The organism is Marinobacterium sp. YM272, assembly GCF_050908845.1.
In the GTDB taxonomy this organism is placed as follows: domain Bacteria; phylum Pseudomonadota; class Gammaproteobacteria; order Pseudomonadales; family Balneatricaceae; genus Marinobacterium_D.
The window spans coordinates 3,618,092-3,641,889 of the sequence record NZ_CP194171.1 but is presented as its reverse complement, the minus strand read 5'-3'; the positions used below and the strand labels follow the sequence as shown (position 1 = coordinate 3,641,889).

At 59.6% G+C, this 23,798-nt stretch carries 20 protein-coding genes; 11 read left to right on the top strand and 9 right to left on the bottom strand.

Features of this window, described 5'->3' with window-relative positions:
* Positions 1–52: 52 nt before the first annotated feature.
* The 3 genes from ACQUQP_RS16260 to ACQUQP_RS16250 form a co-directional block, all read right to left on the bottom strand.
* A complete protein-coding gene (locus ACQUQP_RS16260) occupies positions 53–1,417 on the bottom strand; it encodes a DUF1329 domain-containing protein (protein WP_432696081.1) in 1,365 nt (454 codons plus the stop codon).
* Positions 1,418–1,462: 45 nt separating this feature from the next.
* Positions 1,463–3,052: a DUF1302 domain-containing protein gene (locus tag ACQUQP_RS16255; RefSeq protein ID WP_432696080.1), complete on the bottom strand. Its 1,590-nt coding sequence runs from the start codon at positions 3,050–3,052 to the stop codon at positions 1,463–1,465.
* Between the two features lie 617 nt (positions 3,053–3,669).
* A complete protein-coding gene (locus ACQUQP_RS16250; RefSeq protein WP_432696079.1) occupies positions 3,670–5,700 on the bottom strand; it encodes an FAD-dependent oxidoreductase in 2,031 nt (676 codons plus the stop codon).
* A 167-nt stretch (positions 5,701–5,867) separates the two neighbouring features.
* Between ACQUQP_RS16250 and ACQUQP_RS16245 the strand changes: the two genes are divergently transcribed.
* Both ACQUQP_RS16245 and ACQUQP_RS16240 read left to right on the top strand, forming a co-directional pair.
* Positions 5,868–6,470, top strand: coding sequence for a TetR/AcrR family transcriptional regulator (locus ACQUQP_RS16245; protein ID WP_432696078.1), 603 nt, complete (start codon positions 5,868–5,870; stop codon positions 6,468–6,470).
* A gap of 271 nt (positions 6,471–6,741) precedes the next feature.
* A complete protein-coding gene (locus ACQUQP_RS16240; protein WP_432696077.1) occupies positions 6,742–6,993 on the top strand; it encodes a hypothetical protein in 252 nt (83 codons plus the stop codon).
* A 75-nt stretch (positions 6,994–7,068) separates the two neighbouring features.
* Here the strand turns inward: ACQUQP_RS16240 and ACQUQP_RS16235 are convergent, their stop codons facing one another.
* Positions 7,069–8,073, bottom strand: coding sequence for an AraC family transcriptional regulator (locus ACQUQP_RS16235; protein WP_432696076.1), 1,005 nt, complete (start codon positions 8,071–8,073; stop codon positions 7,069–7,071).
* A gap of 233 nt (positions 8,074–8,306) precedes the next feature.
* Between ACQUQP_RS16235 and ACQUQP_RS16230 the strand changes: the two genes are divergently transcribed.
* The 8 genes from ACQUQP_RS16230 to ACQUQP_RS16195 all read left to right on the top strand — a co-directional run bounded on the left by ACQUQP_RS16230 (position 8,307) and on the right by ACQUQP_RS16195 (position 18,714).
* Positions 8,307–9,491 carry an acetyl-CoA C-acyltransferase family protein gene (locus ACQUQP_RS16230; RefSeq protein WP_432696075.1) on the top strand — a complete coding sequence of 395 codons (1,185 nt, stop codon included), beginning with the start codon at positions 8,307–8,309 and terminating at the stop codon, positions 9,489–9,491.
* Between the two features lie 166 nt (positions 9,492–9,657).
* Complete coding sequence (gene fadB, locus ACQUQP_RS16225; protein WP_432696074.1) at positions 9,658–11,784, top strand: fatty acid oxidation complex subunit alpha FadB; 2,127 nt, start codon at positions 9,658–9,660, stop codon at positions 11,782–11,784.
* Positions 11,785–11,884: 100 nt separating this feature from the next.
* Positions 11,885–13,663, top strand: coding sequence for an acyl-CoA dehydrogenase (locus ACQUQP_RS16220; protein WP_432696073.1), 1,779 nt, complete (start codon positions 11,885–11,887; stop codon positions 13,661–13,663).
* A 148-nt stretch (positions 13,664–13,811) separates the two neighbouring features.
* Positions 13,812–14,561: an electron transfer flavoprotein subunit beta/FixA family protein gene (locus ACQUQP_RS16215; protein WP_432696072.1), complete on the top strand. Its 750-nt coding sequence runs from the start codon at positions 13,812–13,814 to the stop codon at positions 14,559–14,561.
* A gap of 13 nt (positions 14,562–14,574) precedes the next feature.
* Positions 14,575–15,504: an electron transfer flavoprotein subunit alpha/FixB family protein gene (locus ACQUQP_RS16210; RefSeq protein ID WP_432696071.1), complete on the top strand. Its 930-nt coding sequence runs from the start codon at positions 14,575–14,577 to the stop codon at positions 15,502–15,504.
* Between the two features lie 187 nt (positions 15,505–15,691).
* On the top strand, positions 15,692–17,338 hold the full coding sequence (locus ACQUQP_RS16205; RefSeq protein WP_432696070.1) for an electron transfer flavoprotein-ubiquinone oxidoreductase: 1,647 nt from the start codon (positions 15,692–15,694) through the stop codon (positions 17,336–17,338).
* Positions 17,339–17,395: 57 nt separating this feature from the next.
* Positions 17,396–17,971, top strand: a complete 576-nt coding sequence (locus tag ACQUQP_RS16200; protein ID WP_432696069.1) for a DUF2889 domain-containing protein — start codon at positions 17,396–17,398, stop codon at positions 17,969–17,971.
* Positions 17,968–18,714 carry an enoyl-CoA hydratase gene (locus ACQUQP_RS16195; protein WP_432696068.1) on the top strand — a complete coding sequence of 249 codons (747 nt, stop codon included), beginning with the start codon at positions 17,968–17,970 and terminating at the stop codon, positions 18,712–18,714. The genes ACQUQP_RS16200 and ACQUQP_RS16195 overlap by 4 nt, the downstream gene beginning before the upstream one ends.
* 72 nt (positions 18,715–18,786) lie before the next feature.
* Here the strand turns inward: ACQUQP_RS16195 and ACQUQP_RS16190 are convergent, their stop codons facing one another.
* From ACQUQP_RS16190 to ACQUQP_RS16170, 5 genes are all read right to left on the bottom strand, one after another.
* Positions 18,787–20,250, bottom strand: coding sequence for a DUF3360 family protein (locus ACQUQP_RS16190; RefSeq protein ID WP_432696067.1), 1,464 nt, complete (start codon positions 20,248–20,250; stop codon positions 18,787–18,789).
* A gap of 156 nt (positions 20,251–20,406) precedes the next feature.
* Positions 20,407–21,192, bottom strand: a complete 786-nt coding sequence (locus ACQUQP_RS16185) for an alpha/beta fold hydrolase (protein ID WP_432696066.1) — start codon at positions 21,190–21,192, stop codon at positions 20,407–20,409.
* Positions 21,189–22,277, bottom strand: coding sequence for a M14 family zinc carboxypeptidase (locus ACQUQP_RS16180; RefSeq protein WP_432696065.1), 1,089 nt, complete (start codon positions 22,275–22,277; stop codon positions 21,189–21,191). Before ACQUQP_RS16180 ends, ACQUQP_RS16185 begins: the two co-directional genes overlap by 4 nt.
* Positions 22,278–22,533: 256 nt before the next feature.
* A complete protein-coding gene (locus ACQUQP_RS16175; protein ID WP_432696064.1) occupies positions 22,534–22,917 on the bottom strand; it encodes a DoxX family protein in 384 nt (127 codons plus the stop codon).
* Positions 22,918–23,096: 179 nt separating this feature from the next.
* Positions 23,097–23,276 carry a hypothetical protein gene (locus ACQUQP_RS16170; protein ID WP_432696063.1) on the bottom strand — a complete coding sequence of 60 codons (180 nt, stop codon included), beginning with the start codon at positions 23,274–23,276 and terminating at the stop codon, positions 23,097–23,099.
* Between the two features lie 158 nt (positions 23,277–23,434).
* Between ACQUQP_RS16170 and ACQUQP_RS16165 the strand changes: the two genes are divergently transcribed.
* Positions 23,435–23,719: a hypothetical protein gene (locus tag ACQUQP_RS16165; protein WP_432696062.1), complete on the top strand. Its 285-nt coding sequence runs from the start codon at positions 23,435–23,437 to the stop codon at positions 23,717–23,719.
* Positions 23,720–23,798: the final 79 nt, after the last annotated feature.

Here is a 23,798-nt window from a genome sequence, read left to right as displayed (position 1 = left end):
GAAATAACGTGCGAAAGAGACCGGCGCAGTAACGCCGGTCTGTTGTTTTTGCTTAGCGGCGTGCCATCTGGCGCACCGTCTGCGGGGTGTAGAAACTGTCGTCCTTGGTGGCGACGGTGGAGTAAGGGATCACGTCATACTCCTGCATCGCGTAGTCACCGGACTGCAGATCGTAGTTGGTGAGTGCACGCGCAATGATGTTGCCATCGGCGTACAGCGCGACCGGGTGTGAGTGGCCGTAGCGCCAGAGCTCACCGCGGCCGTCGTACATGTCGGCCATCAGTGCGAACCAGGAGTCCTCGTCCAGGTAGAAGCGGCGCTTGCCGTAGATATGGCGGCTGTCTTCACGCAGTGTGGCTTCAACCACCCAGACGCGGTGTTTCTCCCAGCGCTCCAGATCGGTGTTGGTATGCTCGGCCTGGGCGATCTCCTCCATCGGCGTGCCCTTGCTGTGAGCCGTCAGGAACTTGTAGGAGTTGTAGGGCACCAGCATCTCTTTCTTGCCGATCAGCTCCCAGTTGAAGCGCTCCGGAGAACCGTTGAACATGAACGCCTGGTCATAGGTGGTCAGGCCGTTGGAGCCCGGATCCGGCGTATCGAACGCGATGGTAGGAGCACGACGCACGCGACGCTGACCGGGGATGTACTGCCAGGCCTGGCGCGGCTCTTCATTGGCGTTGACCGGGTCGCGTACCAGGGTGACTTCACCCTTGCGTCGGGTCGGCAGTGAATATTCCAGCATCAGCTGAATCACGTTGCCGTTAAAGGTGTTGAGATCACCTTCCTTGTAGTAATACGGGTAGGTTTCGATCAGCTGGCCGGCGGTGATGGTGCGCGAGCCGTTGGCGTAGACCGTGGCGCTCTCATAGGTTGCGTCCTTACCCTCACCGTACCAGCGCAGGGTGTGGTTCCAGATCGCCTCTTTACCGTTCTGCGGAATCGGGAAGGGGATGCCGCCGTAGGCGTTGGTCACGCCGTTGCCGTCAGTTGTCAGCTGCGCATTCAGCGCATTGCTGTAGGTGTTTTTGGCGATCCAGTCCGGTATCGGTGCGGTACGATGCGTCGGATAGACGTTCATCTTGAAGGTCGGTTTCTTCTCGAACAGCGCTTTCTGGCCGTCGGACAGAAGATCGGCGTATTCCTTGTAGTTATCGGCGGTCACCGTGTAGAGCGGCTTTTCATCGGCGAAAGGATCCACCAGGTTGCCGCCGGCGGTGTAACCGGCAGGGGGCGTGGTCAGGCCACCGGTCCACTCAGGGATATCGCTGCCGTTACCGGCACGCTCGGCGCCAAAGGGGGTCAGTTGCTCACCCAGCTTGGCTGCTTCTTCGGCACTGACAGCCGCCAGGGCAGAGCCTGCGTTGAGGGCGATAGCGGCGATGCTGGCGGTCAGGAGAGTACGTTTCAAGTTCATCATCTGTCTCCTCGGGCTTGAGCCCGATTTTTTTTATAGGTTTATGATTTAGAACGTGTATTTGTAGTAGGCGGCGAAGTAGTCGCGGTCGGCATTGAGGTGGCCGAAGGAGAGGCCGCCAAACTTGTCGATCACGTCATCGGTATCGGTGAGATACCAGACATAACTGGCGCCGAACTTATGCTGGCCCAGGTAGGTAAAGTCGGTCTTGAGTGCGAACTGCTCAGTACCTTCGGTGAAGGTGAATTCCACCGGAGAGCGACCGTCAAAGTCGTTACGGTAGGTACCTGTTATATCCATATCCAAACCACCTACCAGATTCAGGTAGCTGGCTTTCAGGCTGAGTACGGCACTGGCACCACTGTTATCCTTCGACGAGTGCAGGCTATCCTTGCCACCCGCGTAGTCGATATCCATCAGGCGGTTGTAGGCCACCTCGCCGGTGAAAGTCAGCGTGTCCGCCAGCGGGTTCTGCGGGAAAATATAGATACCGGATACCTGTGCCTGCATTGCTTCGCCGGGCACGAAGAGGAATCCGGGTGCTTCCACACGCACCGGAATACCGTCGCGGTAGGAGATCTCGCCGCTGACGTTCATGTCACCGAATACGGTGCCAAAGCTCATGCCGTAAAGGTCGATGTCCTCGAAGTATTCATGATTGAGGTTGGACGATGAGCCTGTAGGGCTGGGCGTGGCGGCGGAGAACACCTGCAGACCCGGTGTAAAATCGTTGTAGTTGAGGTAGTAAAAGCCAAACTCGGTGCTGTTAAGGTCTTCTGCGAGATAACGCAGGGCTACGCCGTACTGACCCTTATCCGGGGTGTTTTCAGTGACCGGCATGCCGGCGAAGGTATCACCAACCGATTCCTGACCCAGACCGTTCAGGATGTTGAAGTAAGTGCCAGGCGCATCGATACGGGTCTCTTCCCAGTCATACTGGTAGTAGGCGCCAACAGAAAGAACGTCGTTAATTGCCAGTTCACCGTAGACCTGGCCGATCGGCATGAAGATATCCTTCAGCGCAGTACCCGGGGAACTCGCCTTGGTCGCATCCAGCGGACCCATGGCGGTGGAGATACCGCCCTGGATAAACAGACTTTCACCCCAGTTGACCACCTGTTCACCGACACGCAGGCTCAGGTACTGATCACCCATATCGAAGCCGTGGTACCAGAACAGATCCTGCAGTTCGATCTTGGATTTGTGCTCGTCTATACCATCCTGCTGGTAATCAGCCACGGCCAGGCTGTCGTCATCGTAGACCTCGTCGTACCAGCCGCGTGCGCGGGCAAAGACACCGCCAGCGCCGTAGTTGATATCCAGGTCGGAACTGAAATTGACCTGGTTCTGGGTCATATCACCCTTGTCGAAGTTGTTGTTGCCATCGTTGACCAGGAAACCCAGGCCGCCGAAGTCCTGAACATTCGGGTCCTGGCTTTCCCGGCGCCACTGGACGTTGTAACCAAGGGTGGTATCCAGGTCGATGGACAGGCCGCTGTCGGTAGTAAAGTTGAGCGCGTAGGCCTGAGGTGCAGCGGCAAGAGCCAGAGAGCCGGCAAAGGCTGCCTGGGCGATGCGCAGGCTCAGTGGCTTGCGTTTGAACTTTGCTCGCCCTGGCCTGGAGCTAAGGTGATTCATCATCTTTTCCTCACTTGTTTTTTTTATGACGGAAAGTGTTCGGCTGTGGTCGGCGTGCGAACGCCTGTGGGTTCACTACTAGGGTCGAGGCGGTTGGGCTCCTCGGGGAAAGGAACGCTGCCCCCTCGGTTGGGGATTTGAATGACACCGACTGGTCGGGTGTTGAGGCTTATATCGGTTCGCATCTGGTCACGTCTTTTTATTATGTTCTGGAGCCTTGAGAGGAAAGCCGTCCACATTCGGGGAGAGCACTTCCAATCCTCTTTCTGGTCCGGGTCAGCCTGTATTGAAGCGGGGGGCTGACCTGTTGCGACTTGCCTATGACTTTAGGGACGAAGGCCAGGCGCTGCTTGATAAAATGCGCAGCCTGCTTGACATATTATGCTTGGAACACAGATTAACTGTGTGGATTTAGGGTGGTGGTTTTTGTCGATTTTGCTGCGGATTTCGACGCTTTTGGCGACAGGTTATTGGTTTGCTGGCGTTTTGGATGAGGTGGGTCGGAAAGGGGCGGTCCTTCGGTGAGTACGCCGAAGGCAGAGTGTTAAATAAACCGTGAAACGTCCCTGTTTCACTCAGTTGTTGGCCTATCCCTGGCCACTGGTATCAGGGCTGGGTCAGAGCTTTCCGGCTAATTCCAGGGCCTCGGCAAAGGCCAGTTTGGCATCCATACCACGGCTGTCTCTGGCAGCGCCGATGCGGTGCAGGTTGATGTCGGTTCCTTCCAGCTGGCTGCCCAGATCGTCACGGGAACGTTGACCAGCGCAGACAATCACCGTATCCACATCGAGTACTTTGTCTTCGCCGCGGTGCTCAAGGCTGATGCGGTGGGTATCCACCTGTTTGAACGTTACGCCGCCCCACATCGCTACGTTGCGCTTTTTCAGTACCTCGCGGTGGATCCAGCCGGTGGTTTTGCTCAGCTCCGAGCCGACCTTCACATCCCGGACTTCCAGCATGTGGATCTGGCGGTCAACGCTCGGAGTCGGTTGCGGCTCGATAAGGCCGCCGCGGCTCTCGAAGCTTGCATCCACGCCCCATTCGGCCATGAATCCTTCCTTGCCCTGGTGTACATGGTCGTCCGGTTCGGTCAGGTACTCGGCTACATCAAAGCCGATCGGACCGGCGCCGATAATCGCCACCCGTTTGCCCACCGGCTTGCCGTGCTCCAGTACGTCCAGGTAATCGAGGATTTGTGCGTCCTGGATACCCGGAATAGGGGGAGTCCAGGGGCGTACACCGGTGGCGATAACCACATCGTCGAAGCCGCCCTGCAGCAGTTGATCCCTGTCGGCGGTCTGGCCAAGTCGTACTTCGACACCGGCGTTTTCGAAGCGCTTTTCGTAATAACGCAGGGTCTCGTAGAACTCCTCCTTGCCGGGGATGCGGGCGGCTATCTCGAACTCGCCACCAAGGCTGGTACGGGATTCAAACAGGGTCACGCGGTGGCCACGCTCGGCCGCCACCGCTGCCACCATCATTCCGGCCGGGCCTGCGCCAACGACAGCGATACGTCGCGCTGTCTCGGCCGGGAGGGGTTCCGGCTCATACTCCCGACAGGCCAGGGGGTTGACCAGGCAGGTGGTCATCTTGCCCTCGAAAACATGGTCGAGGCAGCCCTGGTTACAGCCGATACAGGTGTTTATTTCATCACTCCGGCCATCGGCTGCCTTGGCAACGAAGTCGGGATCGGCCAGAAACGGTCGTGCCATGGAGATCATATCCGCATGGCCGGCGGCGATGGCCTGCTCGCCCACCTCCGGTGTGTTGATGCGGTTGCAGGTGATCAGCGGCACTTTGACCTCGGCGCGCAGCTTGGCGGTCACGCCGGTAAAGGCGGCGCGGGGCACACTGGAGGCGATGGTGGGTACCCGCGCCTCATGCCAGCCGATGCCGGTGTTAATGATGCTGACGCCGGCCTGCTCGACGGCCTTGGCCAGGGTCAGGACCTCGTCCCAGGTGCTGCCATTTTCGACCAGGTCGAGCATCGACAGGCGATAGATCAGGATGAACTGGTCGCCGACACGCTCACGCACACGACGGATCACTTCAAGCGGGAAACGCATGCGGTTCGGGTAGCTCCCGCCCCAGCGGTCGTCGCGTTTATTGGTTCGCGCGGCCAGGAACTGGTTGATCAGATAGCCTTCCGAACCCATGAGTTCGACGCCGTCATAACCGGCCTGCTGGGCGAGCTTGGCGGCGCGGGCATAGTCGTCGATCTGTTTTTCGACCTCCGCATCGCTGAGTTCATGGGGGCAAAAGCGGCTGATCGGGGCCTGCAGTGCCGACGGAGCCACGGCTGCGGGTGTGGCGGCATAGCGGCCGGCGTGCAGCAGCTGCATGCAGATCTTGCCGCCGGCTTCATGCACTGCGTCTGTGATCAGGCGGTGGTTATCCAGCTCGGCTTCATCGTCCATTTTCGCCGCACCCTGGAACACCACCCCCTCTTCATTGGGGGAGATACCGCCGGTGACAATCAGACCGACTCCGCCACGGGCGCGGGCAGCGTAGAAGCTGGCCAGTTTATCGAAGCCTTCGGAAACCTCTTCCAGGTTGGTGTGCATCGAGCCCATCAACACCCGGTTTTTCAGGGTGGTAAAGCCCAGATCCAGGGGAGCCATCAGGTGCGGGTAGCGGTGTGTGGTCATATCGGGAGCCTCTCGGGGCGGTAATCGCCTTATCGATCGTTTCTTGTTGTCGTTATCTTTACAGCGTCAAGTTAGCGCCCAAACTTGACGCCGTCAAGTTCGCTGTTTAAAGTTTCGTCAAGTTTTCTATTTAAAGTTTCGTCAAAAGCTATCCAGCGGCCAGAACCATGACTAAACCCTCGACCAAGCCCTATCACCACGGCGATCTGCGCCAGGCGCTGCTGAGCGCCGCTGACGCGATCATTAACGATGTGGGGGTGGATGGCCTGTCGATGCGGCGTCTCGCCGACCAGGTGGGGGTATCGCGAATGGCGCCTTATCACCACTTCAAGGACAAGAATGCGCTGCTCTGTGCGATTGCGGAAAAGGGGTTTGAAACCCAGGACCGCATGGTCAACGAGATTCTCGTTGAGGCGGCTCCGCAACAGGGAAAAGTCCTGTTTCGCAACTGGGTACGTACCTATATCCGCTTTGCCCATGAAAACGCCGAGACCTACGATCTGATGTACGGAAAAGAGATCTGGAAACGGGGCGAGCCTACGCCTTCGCTACGGCAGATCTCCAGGGGCAGTTTCCGTCTGTGGGTGGATCTGGTGGAGCGGATGCAGCAGCAGGGCGTGCTTTCCAGCCAGCACTCGGCGTTAAAGACGGCGCAGGCGGGCTGGGCGGCCATGCATGGCCTGGCCCGTTTGCTGATCGATGGAGTTTACGCCGAACCCCAGGAGCTGGAAGAGGTTGCCGATACGGTGGTCGACCTGATAACGCCCTGACCGCAAAGGCTTTTCCTGCCAGGTCCACCATGTCTTTGTCTGGGGCCTGTTTTCCTTTTTGAGTTTTACTGCCCCGGTGCATCTTTTTCAGCACTTCTCTGCATCACTGCGCAAGCGGGCGTGAGTCGGCGTTAATTGTCGCTTTTGGTCAACCGAATGACAGCTAATGTCAAGAGAGCCTGCCGCATAGGCGCCTAGACTGGTTGCCTGTCACGCCCCCTGGCGCTGATCGATATCTGCCCTTTAAAAAAATAATAACGAAGGTGCTGAAATGAATAGATTGATCCCGGGCGCAGCTGCGTCAACGCGTTATAGCTCTTCAGATACACTGCGTAAGACGCATAAACCGCACCGGCGTAACGCCGGCAGCCGGCTCTTCTCCGCTCTGCGGCTGTTCGCCGTAATCCTCGCATTTACCGCCCTGGCGCGGGCTGGCTTTATCCCCAACAACGAGCATCAACCGCATACCAGTGCTGTCGTGGTGATGGGACAGGGGGGGTCCTGGTTTAACCTCGGTTACTGAGGTGCCGGGTAAACGGTCGCAGCGCACACTGCTAAGCCTGATTATGCGTGCGTCGGGCTCTGGGCGTTAACCCGTTCAGTGACGCCTGTAGAGGCTGGGGGAAACACCGGTCCACTGTTTGAACGCGCGGGTGAAGGCGGTGGGCTCGGAAAAGCCCAGTTTGCGGGCTATTTCGGCCACCCCCAGGTTGGGCTGGCTCAGATAATGGATGGCGGCATCCCGTCGCACTTTGTCCTTGAGCTCCTGAAAGCTGACCCCCTCGGCCGTTAATTTTCGCCGCAGATTTCGAGAGGTCATATGAAGTCCGTCCGCAATCTCATCCATGCTGGCGGTGGCTATCTCCGTACTGTCCTCCAGGTAGTCGATGACACGCCGGGTGTAGACCGGGTAATAGGCCTGACGCTTGAACCAGTCCAGAGGCAGGGAGCGCAGGTATGGGCTCAGGGTGCGCGAGGTTTGCACCACCGGCGCATCAAGCAGGGCATTATCGAACACCAGACAGTTGGCGGGCTGTTCATACTCGGTACGGCAGGGAAACATGAGCCGGTGCTCCGCTGCATGTGCGGGCAGCGGAAAATCGAATGTAACCCGTTCCAGGGGAATGATCTGCCCGATCAGCCAGCTCGGAAAACGGTGCAGCAGCAGGAGTAGAAACTCGCGCAGGGTGTAGTCCGGGTCTTTGTCCGGTTCTGTCAGTCTGAGCGAGAGCGTCGAGTATTGATCACCCACCTTGAACTCCAGCTCCAGGGCGTCGGCAATCAGGTTGTAGTACTGCGAGAAGCGCTTATAGACAGAGCGCAGGTTGGGGCAGTGCACCAGATGCATGGCCACCAGTGCGAAGACGCCAACCCGCGAAGGCCTGCTGCCCATGCAGAGAAACTCATCATCCGCTTTTTTCCATAAACCCTGCGTCAATCGGCTCAATTGAAGCGGTGTGATGCGCAGATTGGGTTGTGTCAGCAGTTGCTCGTTAAGTCCCGCATCATGCAGCAATTGATGGTGATCGAGTCCCTGCCGTTTGGCGGCGGCGACTAGCGTGGTGGCAAAGTGTATCGATACGGAGTGGCGTTCGCTTTTCATGTCCGGGGTCCGGTTGTGGCGTTTGGCGGTGCGCAGGCCTGATCGGCTAATTATAAAACAGTTGTCCGAATATGTTAGGTATCTGGCTTCTTTCGTTATTGTTGAAACAGCCCCTCCCGCCGAAACTAGACCCTAAATCGGAGAGCAGTCCGCTCCCGCAGCAACAATAAATCAAGCCTGACAGCACTGCGTTCCACACCGCAGAGCAGGAAAAAATAAGAAGGAAGGGTCCCATGCAGAAACGTGAAGTCGTCGTCGTCAGTGGTGTTCGTACAGCTATCGGTGCCTACGGTGGCAGCCTGAAAGGCCATGCGCCCCATGTGCTGGCAAGCCTGGTAGCAGAGGAAGCGATCAAGCGTGCCGGTATCGATCCGGCGTCCGTCGGTCAGAGCGTTTTCGGTAATGTATTGCCAAGCGAGCCGCGCGACGCTTACCTGGCCCGTGTAGCTGCCGTTAATGCCGGTGTACCGGAAACGACGCCGGCCATGGGGGTTAACCGTCTGTGTGGCAGCGGCCTGCAGGCGGTACTGAGCGCTGCCCAGCAGATCGAGCTGGGTGTCTCCAAAGCGGTTATCGCCGGTGGCGCCGAATCGATGAGCCGGGCGCCGTACCAGCTGCCTAATGCCCGTTTCGGTCAGCGCATGGGCGATGGCGTCATGCTTGATCCGGTGGTCGGTGCACTGCATTGCCCGTTCAACAATATCCACATGGGTGTGACCGCTGAAAACGTGGCCGAGAAGTATGGCATCACCCGCGAGCAGCAGGATGAACTGGCGACACTGAGTCACAACCGTGCCCAGAACGCCATCGAGCAGGGCTATTTCAAGGAGCAGATCCTTCCGATCGAGATCAAGGGACGCAAGGGCCCGACCCAGTTCGATACCGATGAACATGTACGTTTCAACTGCACCCGGGACGATCTGGCAGGCCTGAAACCGGTGTTCAAGAAGGATGGCACGGTGACCGCGGGTAACGCCTCCGGCATGAACGACGCCGCCGCCGCTCTGGTGATGATGGATCGTGAAGAGGCAGAAGCCCAGGGCGTGAAAGCGATGGCGCGCCTGGTGGATTACTCCGTGGTCGGTGTGGATCCGAAGATCATGGGAATAGGCCCGGTGCCGGCGATCAGCGAAGTGCTGGAGCGCAACAACCTGGGTGTTACCGATATCGATGTCTACGAGGTTAACGAGGCGTTTGCGGCTCAGGCCCTGGCCGTGTGCCAGCAGCTGGATCTGCCCCGCGAGCGGGTGAACCCGAACGGCAGCGGCATCTCTCTGGGTCATCCCATTGGCGCCACCGGTGCCGCCATCACTGTGAAAGCGCTGTATGAGCTGAACCGAATCAATGGTCGCTACGCCGTTGTCAGCCTCTGTATCGGTGGCGGTCAGGGGATCGCGGCGCTGTTCGAACGCGTCTGAACCCCTTGATGGCGGGAGGTCGGGCAGGTTGATAGCCCGCCCGGGATTCCTTTCCCGCTGCATTGCAACTTTTCAGAACTGTTTGTCAGTGAGCAGGACACCAGTGCCCTTTCGGGCCAGCAATGGCCCCTTTTTTTCCGGCAAACAGCAGAAGGATAAAAATAATATGTTTAACGGTCAGGCAGTTAGCCTAAAACCTCTTGAAGACGGCCTGGTTGAGCTGGTGCTCGATCTGCAGGGTGAGGCGGTCAACAAACTGAACACGCTGACGATGGCTGAACTCGACGCCGCGGTCACCGAACTGGAACAGGCTGAAACTGTACGCGGTCTCTTGATCAGCAGCGCCAAGGACGCCTTTGTTGTCGGTGCCGATATCACCGAGTTTCAGCAGATGTTCTCGCTGCCGGAAGCGCAGCTGGAGCAGCTGATCAGTCGCTCCCATGCGCTCTATTCCCGCATTGAATCCCTGCCTTTTCCGACCCTGTCCGCGGTCAACGGCATGGCGCTCGGCGGTGGCTGTGAACTGGCGTTGAGCACCGATTTCCGTGTGCTCGATAAAACCGCGCGCATAGGCCTGCCGGAAGTGACACTGGGTATCTGCCCGGGCTGGGGCGGCACCGTACGCCTGAGTCGTCTGATCGATGCCGGTACGGCGCTGCAGTGGATGATGACCGGCAAACCGCAGAAGGCCGCTGTAGCACTGGCCACCGGTCTGGCAGACCAGGTGGTCGATAGCGCTGAACTGCGCAGCGCAGCACTGGAGCTGCTGCAGCAGGCGGTGCAGGGTAAGCAGGATTATCGTGCCAAACGGGCGCAGAAACAGAATGCCCTGGAGGATACAACGGCGCTGGAGGCGGTTGCCGAGCAGGCTGGCTGCAAGCTGGATCCCAACTACCCGGCGCCCGGCACGATCCTGGAGCTGGTTCGGCGACACGCCAAGCTGCCGTTTGAGCAGGCACTCGCCGCCGAGGTGGATACCTTTGTGAAGCTGGCAAGTTCCGATGTGGTGAAAAGCCTGGTCGGGCTGTTCCTGAACGATCAGCTGCTGAAGAAAAAAGCGCGTGGCCTGGGCAAGCAGGCGACCCCGGTAACCAAAAGCGCGGTTCTGGGCGCCGGTATTATGGGCGGCGGTGTTGCCTTCCAGTCTGCGTCTACCGGTACACCGATCCTGATGAAGGATATCCGTGATGAGGCGCTGGAGCTGGGCATCAAGACAGCCTCTGGCCTGCTCAATAAACAGATCGAAAAAGGGCGTCTGGACGAGGCCGGCAAACAGGCGGTTCTCGCCGGTATCACGCCGACGCTGGACTATGACGCCTTCGGCGGCGTCGACATCGTGGTTGAAGCGGTGGTGGAAAACCCGGCGGTCAAGGCCGCGGTACTGGCGGATGTTGAGCAAAAGGTGGCTGATAACACGGTGCTGGCCTCCAACACCTCCACCATCTCCATCGACCAGCTGGCGAAAAGCGTCAGCCGTCCGGAAAACTTCTGCGGCATGCATTTCTTCAACCCGGTGCATCTGATGCCGCTGGTGGAAGTGATTCGCGGCAGCCAGACCAGCGATGCCACCATCGCCCGTACCGTCGCCTATGCCACGGCCATGGGCAAAACCCCGATCGTTGTTAACGACTGCCCGGGCTTCCTCGTTAACCGCATTCTTTTCCCTTACTTCAACGCGTTTAACCGGCTACTGCTGGATGGCGTTGAATTTGAGCGCATTGACCGTGTCATGGAAGCCTTTGGCTGGCCGATGGGCCCGGCCTACCTGGCCGATGTGGTCGGTATCGATACCCTGGTACACGCCGACCATGTGATGCAGGAAGGCTTTCCGCAGCGCATGGGACATGACGGCGAAGTGATCGCCGAAGCACTGCTTGGCGCGGACCACCTGGGGCAGAAAAACGGCAAGGGCTTTTACGAATACGGTGTCGATGAAAACGGCCGCCGCTTCAAGAAGGCGCATGAAACCGCCCAGCAGTTGATCAGCAACCGGGTCAAGGTGGATGTGGAGATGAGCGATCAGGAGATTATCGATCGCATGATGATCCCCCTGTGTCTGGAAGCCGCGCTTTGTCTGGAAGAGGGCATTGTCGAGTCCCCGGCCGAAGTGGATATGGGGCTGATTCTGGGCCTTGGCTTCCCGCGTTTCCGCGGTGGCGCGCTGCGCTACATCGACACCCTGGGTCTGCAGGAGTTTGCAGACCGTGCTGAATCCCACCAGTCGCAGGGGCCTCTGTACCAGCTCACCCCTGGCTTCAGGGCACGCCTGGCCGAAGGCCGCACTTACTACTGATATCAACTGCTGACAAACGGATTCCGACCGCCGCTGTGGCCGGAGCCGCCAATAACAAAAAAGGTTGCAGCCCCGGGCTGAAACCGAGGAGTAGATGAGAATGAGCGAATACAAACACCCGCAGGTCGATGCCGAGTTTATCCTCAACGAAGTGGTCGGGTTCGACGAACTCTGTACTGACCACGGCTTCGATGAAGCCAATAGCGAACTGGCCTCCGTTATCCTGACGGAAGCGGGCAAGCTGGGTTCCGGTGTGCTGTCACCCCTCAATGTGATCGGTGATACCCAGGGCGTAAAACTGACCGACAAGGGTGTCGAAGAGACGGCGGGTTTCAAGGAAGCCTACCAGCAGTTCGCTGAAGGCGGCTGGAGTTCACTGATCGCCGAGGAGGAGTTTGGCGGCCAGGCTCTGCCCAACGTGCTGGGCACCGCCGTTAACGAAATCTGGCAATCCGCCAACATGGCGTTTGCCCTGTGCCCGCTGCTGACCCAGGGCGCGGTGGAAGCGATCGCTCATCACGGCAGCGAGGAACTGAAACAGACCTACCTGCCGAAGATGGTGTCCGGCGAGTGGACCGGCACCATGAACCTGACCGAGCCGGATGCGGGTACCGACCTGGCAGCGGTAAAAACCAGGGCGATTCCCAACGGCGATCACTACCTGATCACCGGCCAGAAGATCTTTATCACCTGGGGCGATCATCAGATGACCGACAACACCATTCACCTGGTGCTGGCCCGTCTGCCGGATGCACCGGCCGGTGTGAAGGGCATCTCCCTGTTCGTGGTACCCAAGTTCCTGCTCGATGCCGATGGCAATCCGGCTGTGCGAAACGATGTGAACTGTGTCTCTGTGGAGCACAAGCTGGGTATCCATGCCAGCCCGACCTGCGTCATGAGCTACGGCGATAAGGAAGGGGCTATCGGCTACCTGGTGGGCGAGGCCAACAAGGGTCTGGCCTACATGTTCACCATGATGAACTGCGCCCGTCAGGCGGTGGGTTTGCAGGGCGTGGCCATTGCCGAGCGCTCCTACCAGCAGGCACTGGAGTATGCCAAGGAGCGTCTGCAGGGCACTAACAAGGACGGCAGTCGCTTTGCCATCATCAAGTTCCCGGATGTGCGCCGCATGCTGATGCAGATGAAGTCCGCCACCGAAGCGATGCGTGCTCTGGCCTTTGTCGGCGCCGCAGAAGTGGACCGCGCCGGCCGCGCGCCAGATGAAGCGAGCCAGCGTAAACATCAGGCACGCCTGGAGCTGCTGACGCCGATTGTCAAGGGCTGGATCACCGAACTCTCCCAGGAGATCACTTACCTCGGCACCCAGGTCAACGGCGGCATGGGCTTTATCGAAGAGACCGGCTCGGCGCAGCACTACCGCGACGCCCGCATCCTGACCATCTACGAGGGCACGACCGGTATCCAGGCGCTGGACCTGGTTGGTCGTAAAACCCTGCTCAACAAGGGCGAGTCGCTGGCGGAGCTGCTGGTCGAGATCGAAGAAACCGTGATCGCACTGGAAGGCCAGTCCGCCTTTGCCGAACAGGGCAAGGCACTGCGCGAGGCGCTGGAAGCCGGGCAGGCCGCGCGCACCTGGCTGCTTGAAAATGGCGCCTCGGATCCTGCGGCCGCGGGCAGCGTCAGTGTTCACTTCATGATGCTGTTTGGCTACCTCTGTGGCGGCTGGCTGATGGGTAAATCAGCACTGCGCGCCCAGGCGCAGCTCGACGTCGGCAACGGTGACCCGGAATACCTGAAGGCGAAGCTGGTGACAGCACAGTTCTTCTCCGAACACCTGCTGCCGCGTGCCAAGGCCAGCCTGGAAACCGTGCAGAAGGGCAGTGCCAGCATCATGGCGCTGAGCGAAGAGCAGTTCTGAACGCCGCAGTAAGCATCAGCGACCCGGGCCTGGCCCGGGCGCTGTTCCCGAAAAGAGCAGGCCTCAGGTTCGATACCAAGGCCACACAATAACAAGAGAGACAATGCCGGATTCGATCAGCGCATCGCCGGCATAAAAGAGGTTAACCATGAAAGTACTCGTCGCCGTAAAGCGCGTGATCGACTACAACGTCAAAGTGCGCGTTAAAGCCGATAACTCCGACCTTGACCTGGCCAATGTAAAGATGGCCCTGAATCCCTTCTGTGAGATTGCCGTTGAAGAAGCCGTGCGCCTGAAAGAGGCCGGTACCGCGTCCGAAGTGGTGGTCGTCTCCATCGGTCCCAAGGCGTGCCAGGAGCAGATTCGTACCGCCCTGGCGCTGGGCGCTGACCGCGGTATCCAGATCGATACCGAAGCGATGCCGGAATCCCTCTCCGTGGCCAAACTGCTGGCCAAAGTGGTTGAGGCGGAACAGCCGGGCCTGGTGATTCTCGGCAAGCAGTCGATCGACTCCGACAACAACCAGACCGGTCAGATGCTGGGCGCGCTGACCAACATGCCTCAGGGCACCTTCGCCTCGGCGGTCAAGGTGGACGCGGAGCAGGTTGAGGTGACCCGCGAAGTGGACGGCGGGCTGCAGACCGTTGCGCTGAAGCTGCCGGCGATCGTGACCACCGACCTGCGTCTGAACGAGCCGCGCTATGCCAAGCTGCCGGACATCATGAAGGCGAAGAAAAAGCCGCTGGAGGTCCAGACCCCGGCCGACCTGGGTGTGGAGGTTAAAGCCCACACCCGCCTGCTGAAGGTCACACCGCCGGCCGAGCGCCAGGGCGGCATCCGCGTAGCCAGCGTGGATGAGCTGATCGAGAAACTGAAAAACGAAGCCAAGGTCGTGTAAGGGGAGATATCTGATGGCTATTCTGATTATTGCAGAACATGACAACAGCACCCTCAAGGGTGCAACCCTGAACGCCGTGACTGCGGCCGCTCAGATGGGAACTGAACTCCACCTGCTGGTGGCCGGTGAGAACTGCGCCAGCGTGGCAGAGGCTGCGTCCCAGATCCCCGGTTTGAGCAAGGTGCTGGTGGCTGATGATGCGGCCTATGCATATCAGCTGGCGGAGAACCTGGGCAAGCTGGTATCGGAGCTGGGCAAGGACTACAGCCATGTGGTGGCGCCTGCGACCACCACCGGCAAGAACGTGATGCCGCGGGTGGCGGCGCTGCTGGATGTGGCGCAGGTGTCCGATATCACCGCGGTGGAATCCGCTGATGTTTTCCAACGCCCGATCTACGCCGGCAACGCGATCGCCACCGTCGAGTCTCTGGACCCGATCAAGGTGATCACCGTGCGCGGTACCGCCTTTGATGCGGCCGCCACCACCGGTGGCAGTGCCAGCGTTGAAGCGGTGGCGGCCGTGCATGATGCCGGGCTGTCGAAACTTGTCAGTGAAGAGATCGCGCAGTCCGACCGTCCCGACCTGACCGCCGCCCAGGTGGTTGTCTCCGGCGGTCGTGCCCTGGGCAACAGTGAAAACTTCGCCCTGCTGGAGAAACTGGCTGACAAGCTCGGTGGTGCTGTGGGTGCGTCCCGCGCCGCGGTCGACGCGGGCTTTGTGCCTAACGACATGCAGGTCGGACAGACCGGCAAGATCGTGGCGCCCGACCTGTACATCGCGGCAGGTATCTCCGGGGCGATCCAGCACCTGGCCGGCATGAAAGAGTCCAAGGTGATCGTGGCGATCAACAAGGACGAGGAGGCACCGATCTTCCAGGTGGCCGACTACGGCCTGGTCGCTGACCTGTTTGAAGCGATTCCCGAGCTGGAATCCAAACTCTGAGCAGGAGTGTTTGCCATCCACCCCGCCTCCTGACGTGAATCCCGCACAGTGCCCCGATCCCTGATCGGGACGGGGCACCTGCTAAAGCATCCCTTCAAAGCCGCATCAGGTTTTTACCTTTGCCAATGGCTGGCCCTAGGGTTGGTTTCACGATCAGGGCGCCGGGTTAAGGCTAAGAGAGGTTTATATGCGTGAATCGATGGAGTTTGATGTCGTCATTGTCGGTGCCGGGCCTGCGGGTCTTTCCACCGCCTGTCGTCTGATGCAGCAGGCGCAGACACATGAGCAGGAACTGACGGTGTGTGTGGTGGAGAAGGGTTCCGAGGTTGGTGCTCATATCCTCTCCGGCGCGGTGCTGGAAACCCGCGCCCTGGATGAGCTGTTCCCCGATTGGAAAGAACAGGGCGCACCGCTGAACACCCCGGTCACCGAAGACCAGGTGTATCTGCTCAAGAATGCAGAGAAGGGCAGCCGTATTCCCAATGCGCTGGTACCCAGGACCATGCACAACCAGGGTAACTATATCGTCAGCCTGGGTAATCTGTGCCGCTGGCTGGCGGAGCAGGCGGAAGCGCTGGGCGTCGATATCTTTCCGGGCTTTGCCGCCGCGGAGCTGCTCTATGATGACCAGGGCCGGGTCAAGGGGATCGCCACCGGCGACATGGGTGTCACAGCGGACGGTGAGCAGGGGCCCAACTACACCCCCGGTATGGAGCTGCACGCAAAATACACGATCTTTTCCGAAGGCTGCCGCGGTCATCTCGGTAAGGAACTGAGCCAGCGTTATAACCTGCAGGCCGAGGCCGACAGTCAGCATTACGGCTTGGGTATCAAGGAGTTGTGGGATATCCCCGCGGAGCAGCATCAGCCGGGTCTGGTGGTTCACGGTTCCGGCTGGCCGCTGGAGGCCGACACCAGTGGCGGCTTTTTCCTCTACCACACCGACAACACCCAGGTGGTGGTCGGATTGATCGTTGATCTGAACTATACCAACCCTTACCTGAGTCCCTATGACGAGTTTCAACGCCTCAAGCACCACCCGGTCCTCAAGCGTCACCTGGAGGGCGGCAAGCGCGTCTCCTACGGCGCCCGTGCCATCACCAAGGGTGGCTATAACTCGCTGCCGAAAATGACCTTCCCCGGCGGCCTGCTGGTGGGCTGTGATGCCGGTACCCTGAACTTCAGCAAGATCAAGGGAAGCCACACCGCGATGAAGTCCGGCATGCTGGCGGCAGAGGCGGTGTTCGAAGCGCTGCAAAGCGGCGATCAGGGAGGCAGCGAACTGCACCGCTACAGCGAGCTGTTCAAGCAGTCCTGGCTGTATGACGAGCTGTACCGCTCGCGCAATTTCGGCCCCGCGATGCACAGGTTTGGTCAGATGCTCGGCGGTGCCTTCAACTATATCGACCAGAACTGGTTTGCTGGTCGTATCCCGCTGACGCTGCATGATAATCATCCCGATCATGGGCGCATGAAACCGGCCAGCGAATGCCAGCCGATCGAGTACCCCAAACCGGATGGCAAACTCAGCTTCGACAAGCTGTCCTCGGTGTTTCTGTCAAACACCAACCATGAAGAGGATCAGCCCTGTCACCTGAAGCTGAGCAACGCGCAGATTCCGCTGCAGCAAAACCTGACCAGGTTCGCCGAACCGGCGCAGCGCTACTGTCCTGCCGGCGTCTACGAGGTGATCGACGAGAGTGCCGGTCCACGCTTCCAGATCAACGCGCAGAACTGTTTGCACTGCAAAACCTGCGATATCAAAGACCCGGCACAAAACATCACCTGGGTTACACCTGAAGGTATGGGCGGGCCCAACTACCCCAACATGTGATCCCTGCGCAGTGATTGAAAACGGTTAACTGAGAACTCTTATATCCAGGGGATAGCGATGTCGGAACAGGCGCAACGCAAACTTCTGCATACGCGCAGCGTGGAGTGCAGGGGCTACCAGCTTGATGGCGGTTTGTGGGAAATAGAGGGAAGAATGCGGGATCTGAAAAGTTTCCCCATGGAAAACGAGGATCGCGGCGGCATAGCAGTGGGAGAACCCCTGCATGATATAGCGCTGACACTGACGCTGGATCGTACGCTGCTGATCCACAGGGTCGAAGCGACAATCGATGCCTCACCCTTCCGCCAGTGCCCGCGCATTACCGGCGCATTCAAGGTGCTGGAGGGGATGCGGCTGAAATCCGGTTTTACCCGCGAGGCCCGCGATAAACTCGGCGGCGTGAATGGCTGTACCCATCTGCTGGAGCTGCTCGGGCCGATCGCGACAACGGCATTCCAGACGCTGTGGCAGTCCGAAAATGGATACAGCGGTGATGATCCCGGGGTCATTAACGCCATCGTCGATACCTGTCATACGCTGGCGCGTGATGGCGAGGTGATGCAGCGCGTGCTGCCGCAGTCTGCAGGGGGTGACCCGTCAAAAACAGAGCCTGGAAAGGGGTTTGGAACATGAATCAGAACATCGGCAAAGAACTCGCGGACGGCGTGCTTTATCTGACGCTGGAGCGCCCGGAAAAGAAAAATGCGCTCACCCAGTCGATGTACCAGACGCTGACACAGACACTGGCTGCGGCGGACGAAGACCCCGAGGTACGTGTTATCCACCTGACCGGCAGCGGTGACAGCTTCTGCGCCGGTAATGACATCGCCGATTTTATCGCGGCCGGCCAGTCGGACTACCGTGATCTGCCGGGGCTGCATTTTCTGCAGCAGTTACATCGCCAGCGTAAGCCGGTGGTGGTGGCGGTAAATGGTATCGCGGTGGGTATCGGTGTGACCCTGTTGCTGCACTGCGATATCGCCTATGCGGTGGAGAGCGCCAGGTTCCGGCTGCCCTTTGTCGATCTCGGTGTCGTGCCTGAAGGCGGAAGCAGCCAGATCCTGCCGCAGATGCTGGGACACCGGAAAGCCGCAGAGCTGCTGCTGGCCTGTGAGCCCTTTGATGCCGGCGAGGCCGAACGCTACGGCATCATCAACCACAGTTATCCTGCTGAACAGTTGCTGTCGAAAAGTCGTGAGATGGCACTCAAGCTGGCTGCTAAGCCTGCCGTGGCGCTGCAGCAGGCCAAGCAGATGTTGAAGGCGAATACAGGGAAGCCGCTTGATGAGGTTCTGCCGGCGGAAGTGGCTCTGTTCATGGAAAGACTCGGCTCCGAAGAGACGCAAAAGATCCTGCGCAGTTATCTTTCCCAGTAGCTCGAGTTCTGGCGGTTGACGTGACGAACGGCCGGTCCCCGAGTGGGGCCGGCCGTTTTATCATGGAGCGGATTAGTGCTGGAACGCGCTCAGCAGCGGCGGCAGACCGGGGAACATGCCGATGCCTGCCATCACCAGGCAGAGGATGCCGAAGGTGAGGCCGGGAATGATCCAGCGGCCGGTATGGCCGAGGCTCTTGCCGCGCTCCTTGCAGCCGATCAGGCCGAGGTTGTCCAGCAGTACCGTCAGTGACCAGCCGAACACAGGGTTGACCAGTGCTGATGAGAAGATCACCACGGCGGCAGACTGGGTGGTTTTCCCCTCGCGGGTCATCTGCATGCCCGCTTCCAGCAGCGGCAGGAACACGCCGACAATCAGCGCCACACTCAGCACCGGCTGCCAGATCGCCAGGTCCATCGGATAGCCCCAGAGTGCTGCGATTACGCACAACAGGCCGGTGAGTACCGCGCCGGCAGCGATAGGGCGGCGCGCGATAGCAGCGGGGACGATATAGGTGCCCCAGGAGGAGGCCAGGTTACCGCCACCGAGCAAACTGCCCACCGCCTGCCGGGTCGCCGCGGAGACCATGGTGTCGTCGATGTTCATCAGTACCCGCTCGGTCTTGGGCGGGTAGCTGATCTCCTGAAATACCCGGTGGCCGAGGAAGTCCGGCGACCACATGGCTACAGCCAGTACCGCGAACGGCGCCACGGCGATGAAGTTCTCAAGAGTCGGCAGGCCGAGCTGCCAGCCGCTGTTCTCGCCCCACCAGTAGGCCGGGTTAAGGTTGGGGATGCCGGGCTCGGTGCTGAATTCGAACGGCGCGCCAAGCGCAAAGGCGATTACGCCTGCCAGCACGGAACCAAGCGGAATCGCCAGCCAGCGCAGCTGCAGATGCTCCAGCCAGGCATACATGACGATGGTGCTGATGATGATCACAAAGGCGATATAGGCCATATCGAAGCCCTCCGCCCAGGCGAACAGCTTGCTGATCTGGCCGGTAATGCCGATGAAGCCTAGGTAGAGCAGCAGCCCGCCACAGACACCGTTACTGGTGAGCCGGGCCAGCAGGCTGCCGCCCTTGGTGATCCCCAGAATGAAGCCGAATACACCGATCAGAATACCCAGCGCCATGGGGTGGCCACCGGATGCAACGATCAGTGGAATCAGCGGAATCAACGGGCCGTGGGTGCCGGCCAGGTTGGCGGTCGGGTTCATAAAGCCCGATACCAGCACGACGAACAGCAGTGCAGCGATCAGCAGCTCAAAGCGGGAGTTCTCCACCACGAACTCCGGCGACAGGCCGAGGGGCGCGGCAAAGGCGCCGACCACTGCGGCCACCATGACGATCTTCCCGATCGTCGCGGCCATGGCGGGAACCCAGTCCTCCAGTTCGAAGCGGTAATCGCGAAACGGCAGGTTAGGGCGCCAGCGTCGCGGCGCCATCACCTGCAGTTCATGTTCGAGGTATTCGGTACGGCTGGAAAACGCGGAACGGGGTTTGTGTTGGGATTGGTAGCTAGTGTCATTGCTCATGTCGGCTCTTATCCTGGTTGGGTCGACTTGGTGCGAACGCAGGATTCTAGGTAGGGGGATAGGCCGGCACAATTGAGCATTAGGCTAACGCACCTGCAGCAAAATCGAGCGAGCAAGCCTTAAGAAAGGGTTGGACTGCGGTGGATTGTGGTCGCGTTAATCGGCCTGCGGCTGCAGCATCTGGAGCTGCTGCACAACCCAGTCCGGGGCGTCGTGGGGCAGATCATGTCCCGCCCAGGGGTGGGATCTGAGCTCCACGCCCCAGCGCTCCGCTATCGCCTGACTGCAGCCGGGGTTCACCAGTTGATCGCCCAGCGCATTGAGGATCAGGGTCCTGGCGACGGGTGGGGTCGAGGGGGCCCGGAAGCGGGCCGCAGCGCTGAGCTGACGGATGAAGTTGGCGCGGGATAGCGGTCGTTCGCTGGCATAGCGGGACCACTCCGCGATACGTGTCTCGCGGTCTGCCTTGTATTGGCAGGTGAGCTCGAAAACCTGGGCTTCACGCTGCTCGGTCGGCTGTGTCAGCGATCGCATCAGGGTAAAAAACGCAGCCGGCCAGAGCCGGTTCCAGGGTGAACTGAAGTTGCCAAAGCTCGAGTTGACGAGCACCAGAGCGTTAACCTCCTGCGGATAGCAGCGCGCCCACTCGGTGGCGATCATGCCGCCCATGGACAGGCCAAACAGATTGATCGGCCCGCGATGACCTATGCCTGAACGGACCTCCTCCATGGCGCTGTTGATCAGCAGTGGGCTGGCTTCGCTATTGAGCTGACCGTTGCCGGGCGTATCGGGGCAGAGCACCTCGACGCCCAGGGTCTCACCCAGGCGCGAGGAGAAATCGCCCCAGTGGCGTTTTTCTCGCGCCAGTCCGCGCAGCAACACCCAGGCAGGGGCGCTCTGCCTGACGTCAGTGGCGCCGCGCTGGCTGAGTTCCGTGGTCATTCCTGCGGCTCTCCCTTCAGCCAGCGTCGCTCGGCGTGACGCTGATGGCGTTCCCGTGCCTGCTCGTCCGGCAGCCAGTTCTGCCAGGAGCGGACCGCGTTGATCATGAATTCGAGCAGCAGGTAGTGACGTCTCAGGGTTCGTCGCTGGCGATGGGGCACCATGGGGTTGAATAGCCCGGTATAGCTGGTGAGCTGTCTGAGGTTCTTTTTCACCCAGAGCCAGGAGCCCATCTCCAGCGTCAGGGGCAAAAAGGCGTGTTCGGAACGGCCCAGGTGCTCGCTATAGAGGTAATCCCAGAGGTCGCCATGGGTGCTGTAGTGATGGAACTGGGGCTCGAACAGGTAAGTGTGGTGCGGGTGGGCTTTCTCGAACAGCCTGAGCATGGCGTGCAGCTCGGGGGTGTGCTCCATCATTCCGCTGCCGCTGGCATAGGGAAACCAGACCCGGTCACGCATGCCGAACCCGGAATGGCAGTCCAGCGCCAGGGTAAAGGGGGAGTGCAAGGTATGTTGTCTGACCAACGCGCAGAGTGCAGCAGCTTCCGCCTCCATCGGATCACCCTTGCGGCCGCGGTACCAGGGCAGCCAGCGCCCGAGCCGGTGCCCCGCGACGAGCCAGGGGCGGGGGGCTATAGCATCGATCGGCGCGTTGCGCATCAGGTCCACGCCGCGGCCATTACTGCGCAGGCCCCGGGCCATCCCCACCGGGTTGACCAGTGGCAGCATCACCAGCCGCATTTGCGTCAGCGCGTGGGTCAGCCCCTCATCCCAGTGCAGGCGGCTGACCAGGGTGGCCAGCTGGGCCAGCAGTAGCTGGGTACCGATCCGTTCAATACCGTGCACGCCACCACAGAGGATCAGTACCGGCGCCTCTTTGGCCGTGCTGCCAAGCTCCAGCGCATAGACCGGCAGGGCCAGCTCGCCATCGAACACCTCGGTCAGAACCTGGACTCTGAGTCTGTCACCTCCCTTATGCAGCAGCTTTTCCAGCAGACGCATCTCCGGTAGCCGGTCACGGTAGTATTGCTGCCGCAAGAGTTGCTCGGGCTCCGGGAGGGACTGCTGGTTGGTAAGAGTATCCATACTTCCGGCCAGGTGATTGCTTCTACGATTGTTCATCCAGTGTAGACGCCGGCTGTTACGAATGTTCGGACAGCCGGCTCGTCGTTGTGAATTATGCAGCCGCCTGTTGGCCGCCAAACCCTGGCTCAGGGGAATGTGTAAGAGGGACAGTGCCCGGGTGCCACCAGTGACCGCCAGGATTAAGGGGGGAACAGCACCGGTAGCAGGATAACCGGTGCAGGATCCATTGCCGCTGTCAGGATCTTAGGGCTCCAGGTTATTTGTTGCGCTCATCAACGCTAAGCGCACCGGGACCGACCGCTACCAGTACCAGCAGGCCGCCGATCATCGAAATCTCTTTCCAGAAGGTGTTCCATTCACCCTCGACCCAGAAGGGGTGGAAAATGAAAGCGGTACCCAGAGTGAACAGTATCAACAACAGTGCGGCTATCCGTGTCAGGAAGCCGATGATAACGGCGAAACCGCCGAAGAGCTTAATCGCAAACCCTATCCAGACAGCGAAGGCGGGAACTCCCTGGCTCGCGGCATACCCGGTCGGCACATCGCCGGTAAGCAGGGCAAAGCCGCCCATGAAATAGATAAGTACCAGCAGGATGCGTCCTACCAGCAGCAGATATGGGTTGTTCGCTGTACCAGTCATCGGTATCTCCCCCAACAACGTCAGTGGATTGGTACGACTAACTATAGCAGTAGAGAGGCGAACTCGAAGGAGCGGGTGCAGCAGGGGAAGGGGGACATCAGGGATTCAAACAGCTGCAGGAAAGGTGAAGAAGGGGCGTAGGGCGGCGCCCCTAAAGGGGGAAGGATGTGGCGGTCGTTTCAACTCTCATGCTCGGAGCCCGTGCCTGACTCCATCACCGGATGACTGGCAGAAGCGGGCTCATCCTGCTGGCATAGTTGGTCCAGGTCTTCAATGCAGACCTGAAGAAACTGGTGGAAATCGCGGAACAGGGGGCTGGTGGGCCCGGTAACCTGGCAGTTCTGGCGGTTATTTTTCATGACTTAGTCCTCTGGTTGATTTGTGATCAATGGGGCATTTTAGTCATGCGTACCAACGCGGTTTCGGCTACAGCGTCCTTTTATGGGTTCTGAGCGACATCCTGTGGCTGTTCGCGGCTTTCATAGATCAACCGCCGGCCGCGCGGAAGCGAAGTGCCATGGGGGATGGCGTTGACCCACCGATTCCAGTCCTGTCCGGGATTCAGCTCCTCAGAGCTGGTCCTGGTTATATAGAGGCGGAATTAGAAGGTGCAGGGCTGGGGTATACGCTGAGCAGTAGCTATTTGAGCACAGGGATTATTTATAACGAGTATTGTTTTGTGCTGTATCGGTTAAAAAAAAGATTCGCTGATTTTAAAAGCAGATTAAACGCTTTGCTGAAGAGTAATGCGGATTTAATAAGGCAATATGCAACTAAGTACCTGACGATCTATGCGGGCTGAAATCAGCAGCAAGAGGCAGGATGTCAACTGACATCCCTGGGCGCCTGACCGCCGGCTTTTTTGCAAAGACCTCAGCATG

Excerpts from the sequence above, each read along its gene's own strand:
- ACQUQP_RS16200 (WP_432696069.1), top strand. The coding sequence starts at position 17,396 with ATGTCGGAACAGGCGCAACGCAAACTTCTGCATACGCGCAGCGTGGAG.
- ACQUQP_RS16260 (WP_432696081.1), bottom strand. The coding sequence starts at position 1,417 with ATGATGAACTTGAAACGTACTCTCCTGACCGCCAGCATCGCCGCTATC.
- ACQUQP_RS16175 (WP_432696064.1), bottom strand. The coding sequence starts at position 22,917 with ATGACTGGTACAGCGAACAACCCATATCTGCTGCTGGTAGGACGCATC.
- ACQUQP_RS16230 (WP_432696075.1), top strand. The coding sequence starts at position 8,307 with ATGCAGAAACGTGAAGTCGTCGTCGTCAGTGGTGTTCGTACAGCTATC.
- ACQUQP_RS16185 (WP_432696066.1), bottom strand. The coding sequence starts at position 21,192 with ATGACCACGGAACTCAGCCAGCGCGGCGCCACTGACGTCAGGCAGAGC.
- ACQUQP_RS16210 (WP_432696071.1), top strand. The coding sequence starts at position 14,575 with ATGGCTATTCTGATTATTGCAGAACATGACAACAGCACCCTCAAGGGT.
- ACQUQP_RS16180 (WP_432696065.1), bottom strand. The coding sequence starts at position 22,277 with ATGGATACTCTTACCAACCAGCAGTCCCTCCCGGAGCCCGAGCAACTC.
- ACQUQP_RS16205 (WP_432696070.1), top strand. The coding sequence starts at position 15,692 with ATGCGTGAATCGATGGAGTTTGATGTCGTCATTGTCGGTGCCGGGCCT.
- ACQUQP_RS16250 (WP_432696079.1), bottom strand. The coding sequence starts at position 5,700 with ATGACCACACACCGCTACCCGCACCTGATGGCTCCCCTGGATCTGGGC.
- fadB (WP_432696074.1), top strand. The coding sequence starts at position 9,658 with ATGTTTAACGGTCAGGCAGTTAGCCTAAAACCTCTTGAAGACGGCCTG.
- ACQUQP_RS16190 (WP_432696067.1), bottom strand. The coding sequence starts at position 20,250 with ATGAGCAATGACACTAGCTACCAATCCCAACACAAACCCCGTTCCGCG.
- ACQUQP_RS16165 (WP_432696062.1), top strand. The coding sequence starts at position 23,435 with ATGGGGGATGGCGTTGACCCACCGATTCCAGTCCTGTCCGGGATTCAG.
- ACQUQP_RS16195 (WP_432696068.1), top strand. The coding sequence starts at position 17,968 with ATGAATCAGAACATCGGCAAAGAACTCGCGGACGGCGTGCTTTATCTG.
- ACQUQP_RS16215 (WP_432696072.1), top strand. The coding sequence starts at position 13,812 with ATGAAAGTACTCGTCGCCGTAAAGCGCGTGATCGACTACAACGTCAAA.
- ACQUQP_RS16255 (WP_432696080.1), bottom strand. The coding sequence starts at position 3,052 with ATGAATCACCTTAGCTCCAGGCCAGGGCGAGCAAAGTTCAAACGCAAG.
- ACQUQP_RS16240 (WP_432696077.1), top strand. The coding sequence starts at position 6,742 with ATGAATAGATTGATCCCGGGCGCAGCTGCGTCAACGCGTTATAGCTCT.
- ACQUQP_RS16245 (WP_432696078.1), top strand. The coding sequence starts at position 5,868 with ATGACTAAACCCTCGACCAAGCCCTATCACCACGGCGATCTGCGCCAG.
- ACQUQP_RS16235 (WP_432696076.1), bottom strand. The coding sequence starts at position 8,073 with ATGAAAAGCGAACGCCACTCCGTATCGATACACTTTGCCACCACGCTA.
- ACQUQP_RS16170 (WP_432696063.1), bottom strand. The coding sequence starts at position 23,276 with ATGAAAAATAACCGCCAGAACTGCCAGGTTACCGGGCCCACCAGCCCC.
- ACQUQP_RS16220 (WP_432696073.1), top strand. The coding sequence starts at position 11,885 with ATGAGCGAATACAAACACCCGCAGGTCGATGCCGAGTTTATCCTCAAC.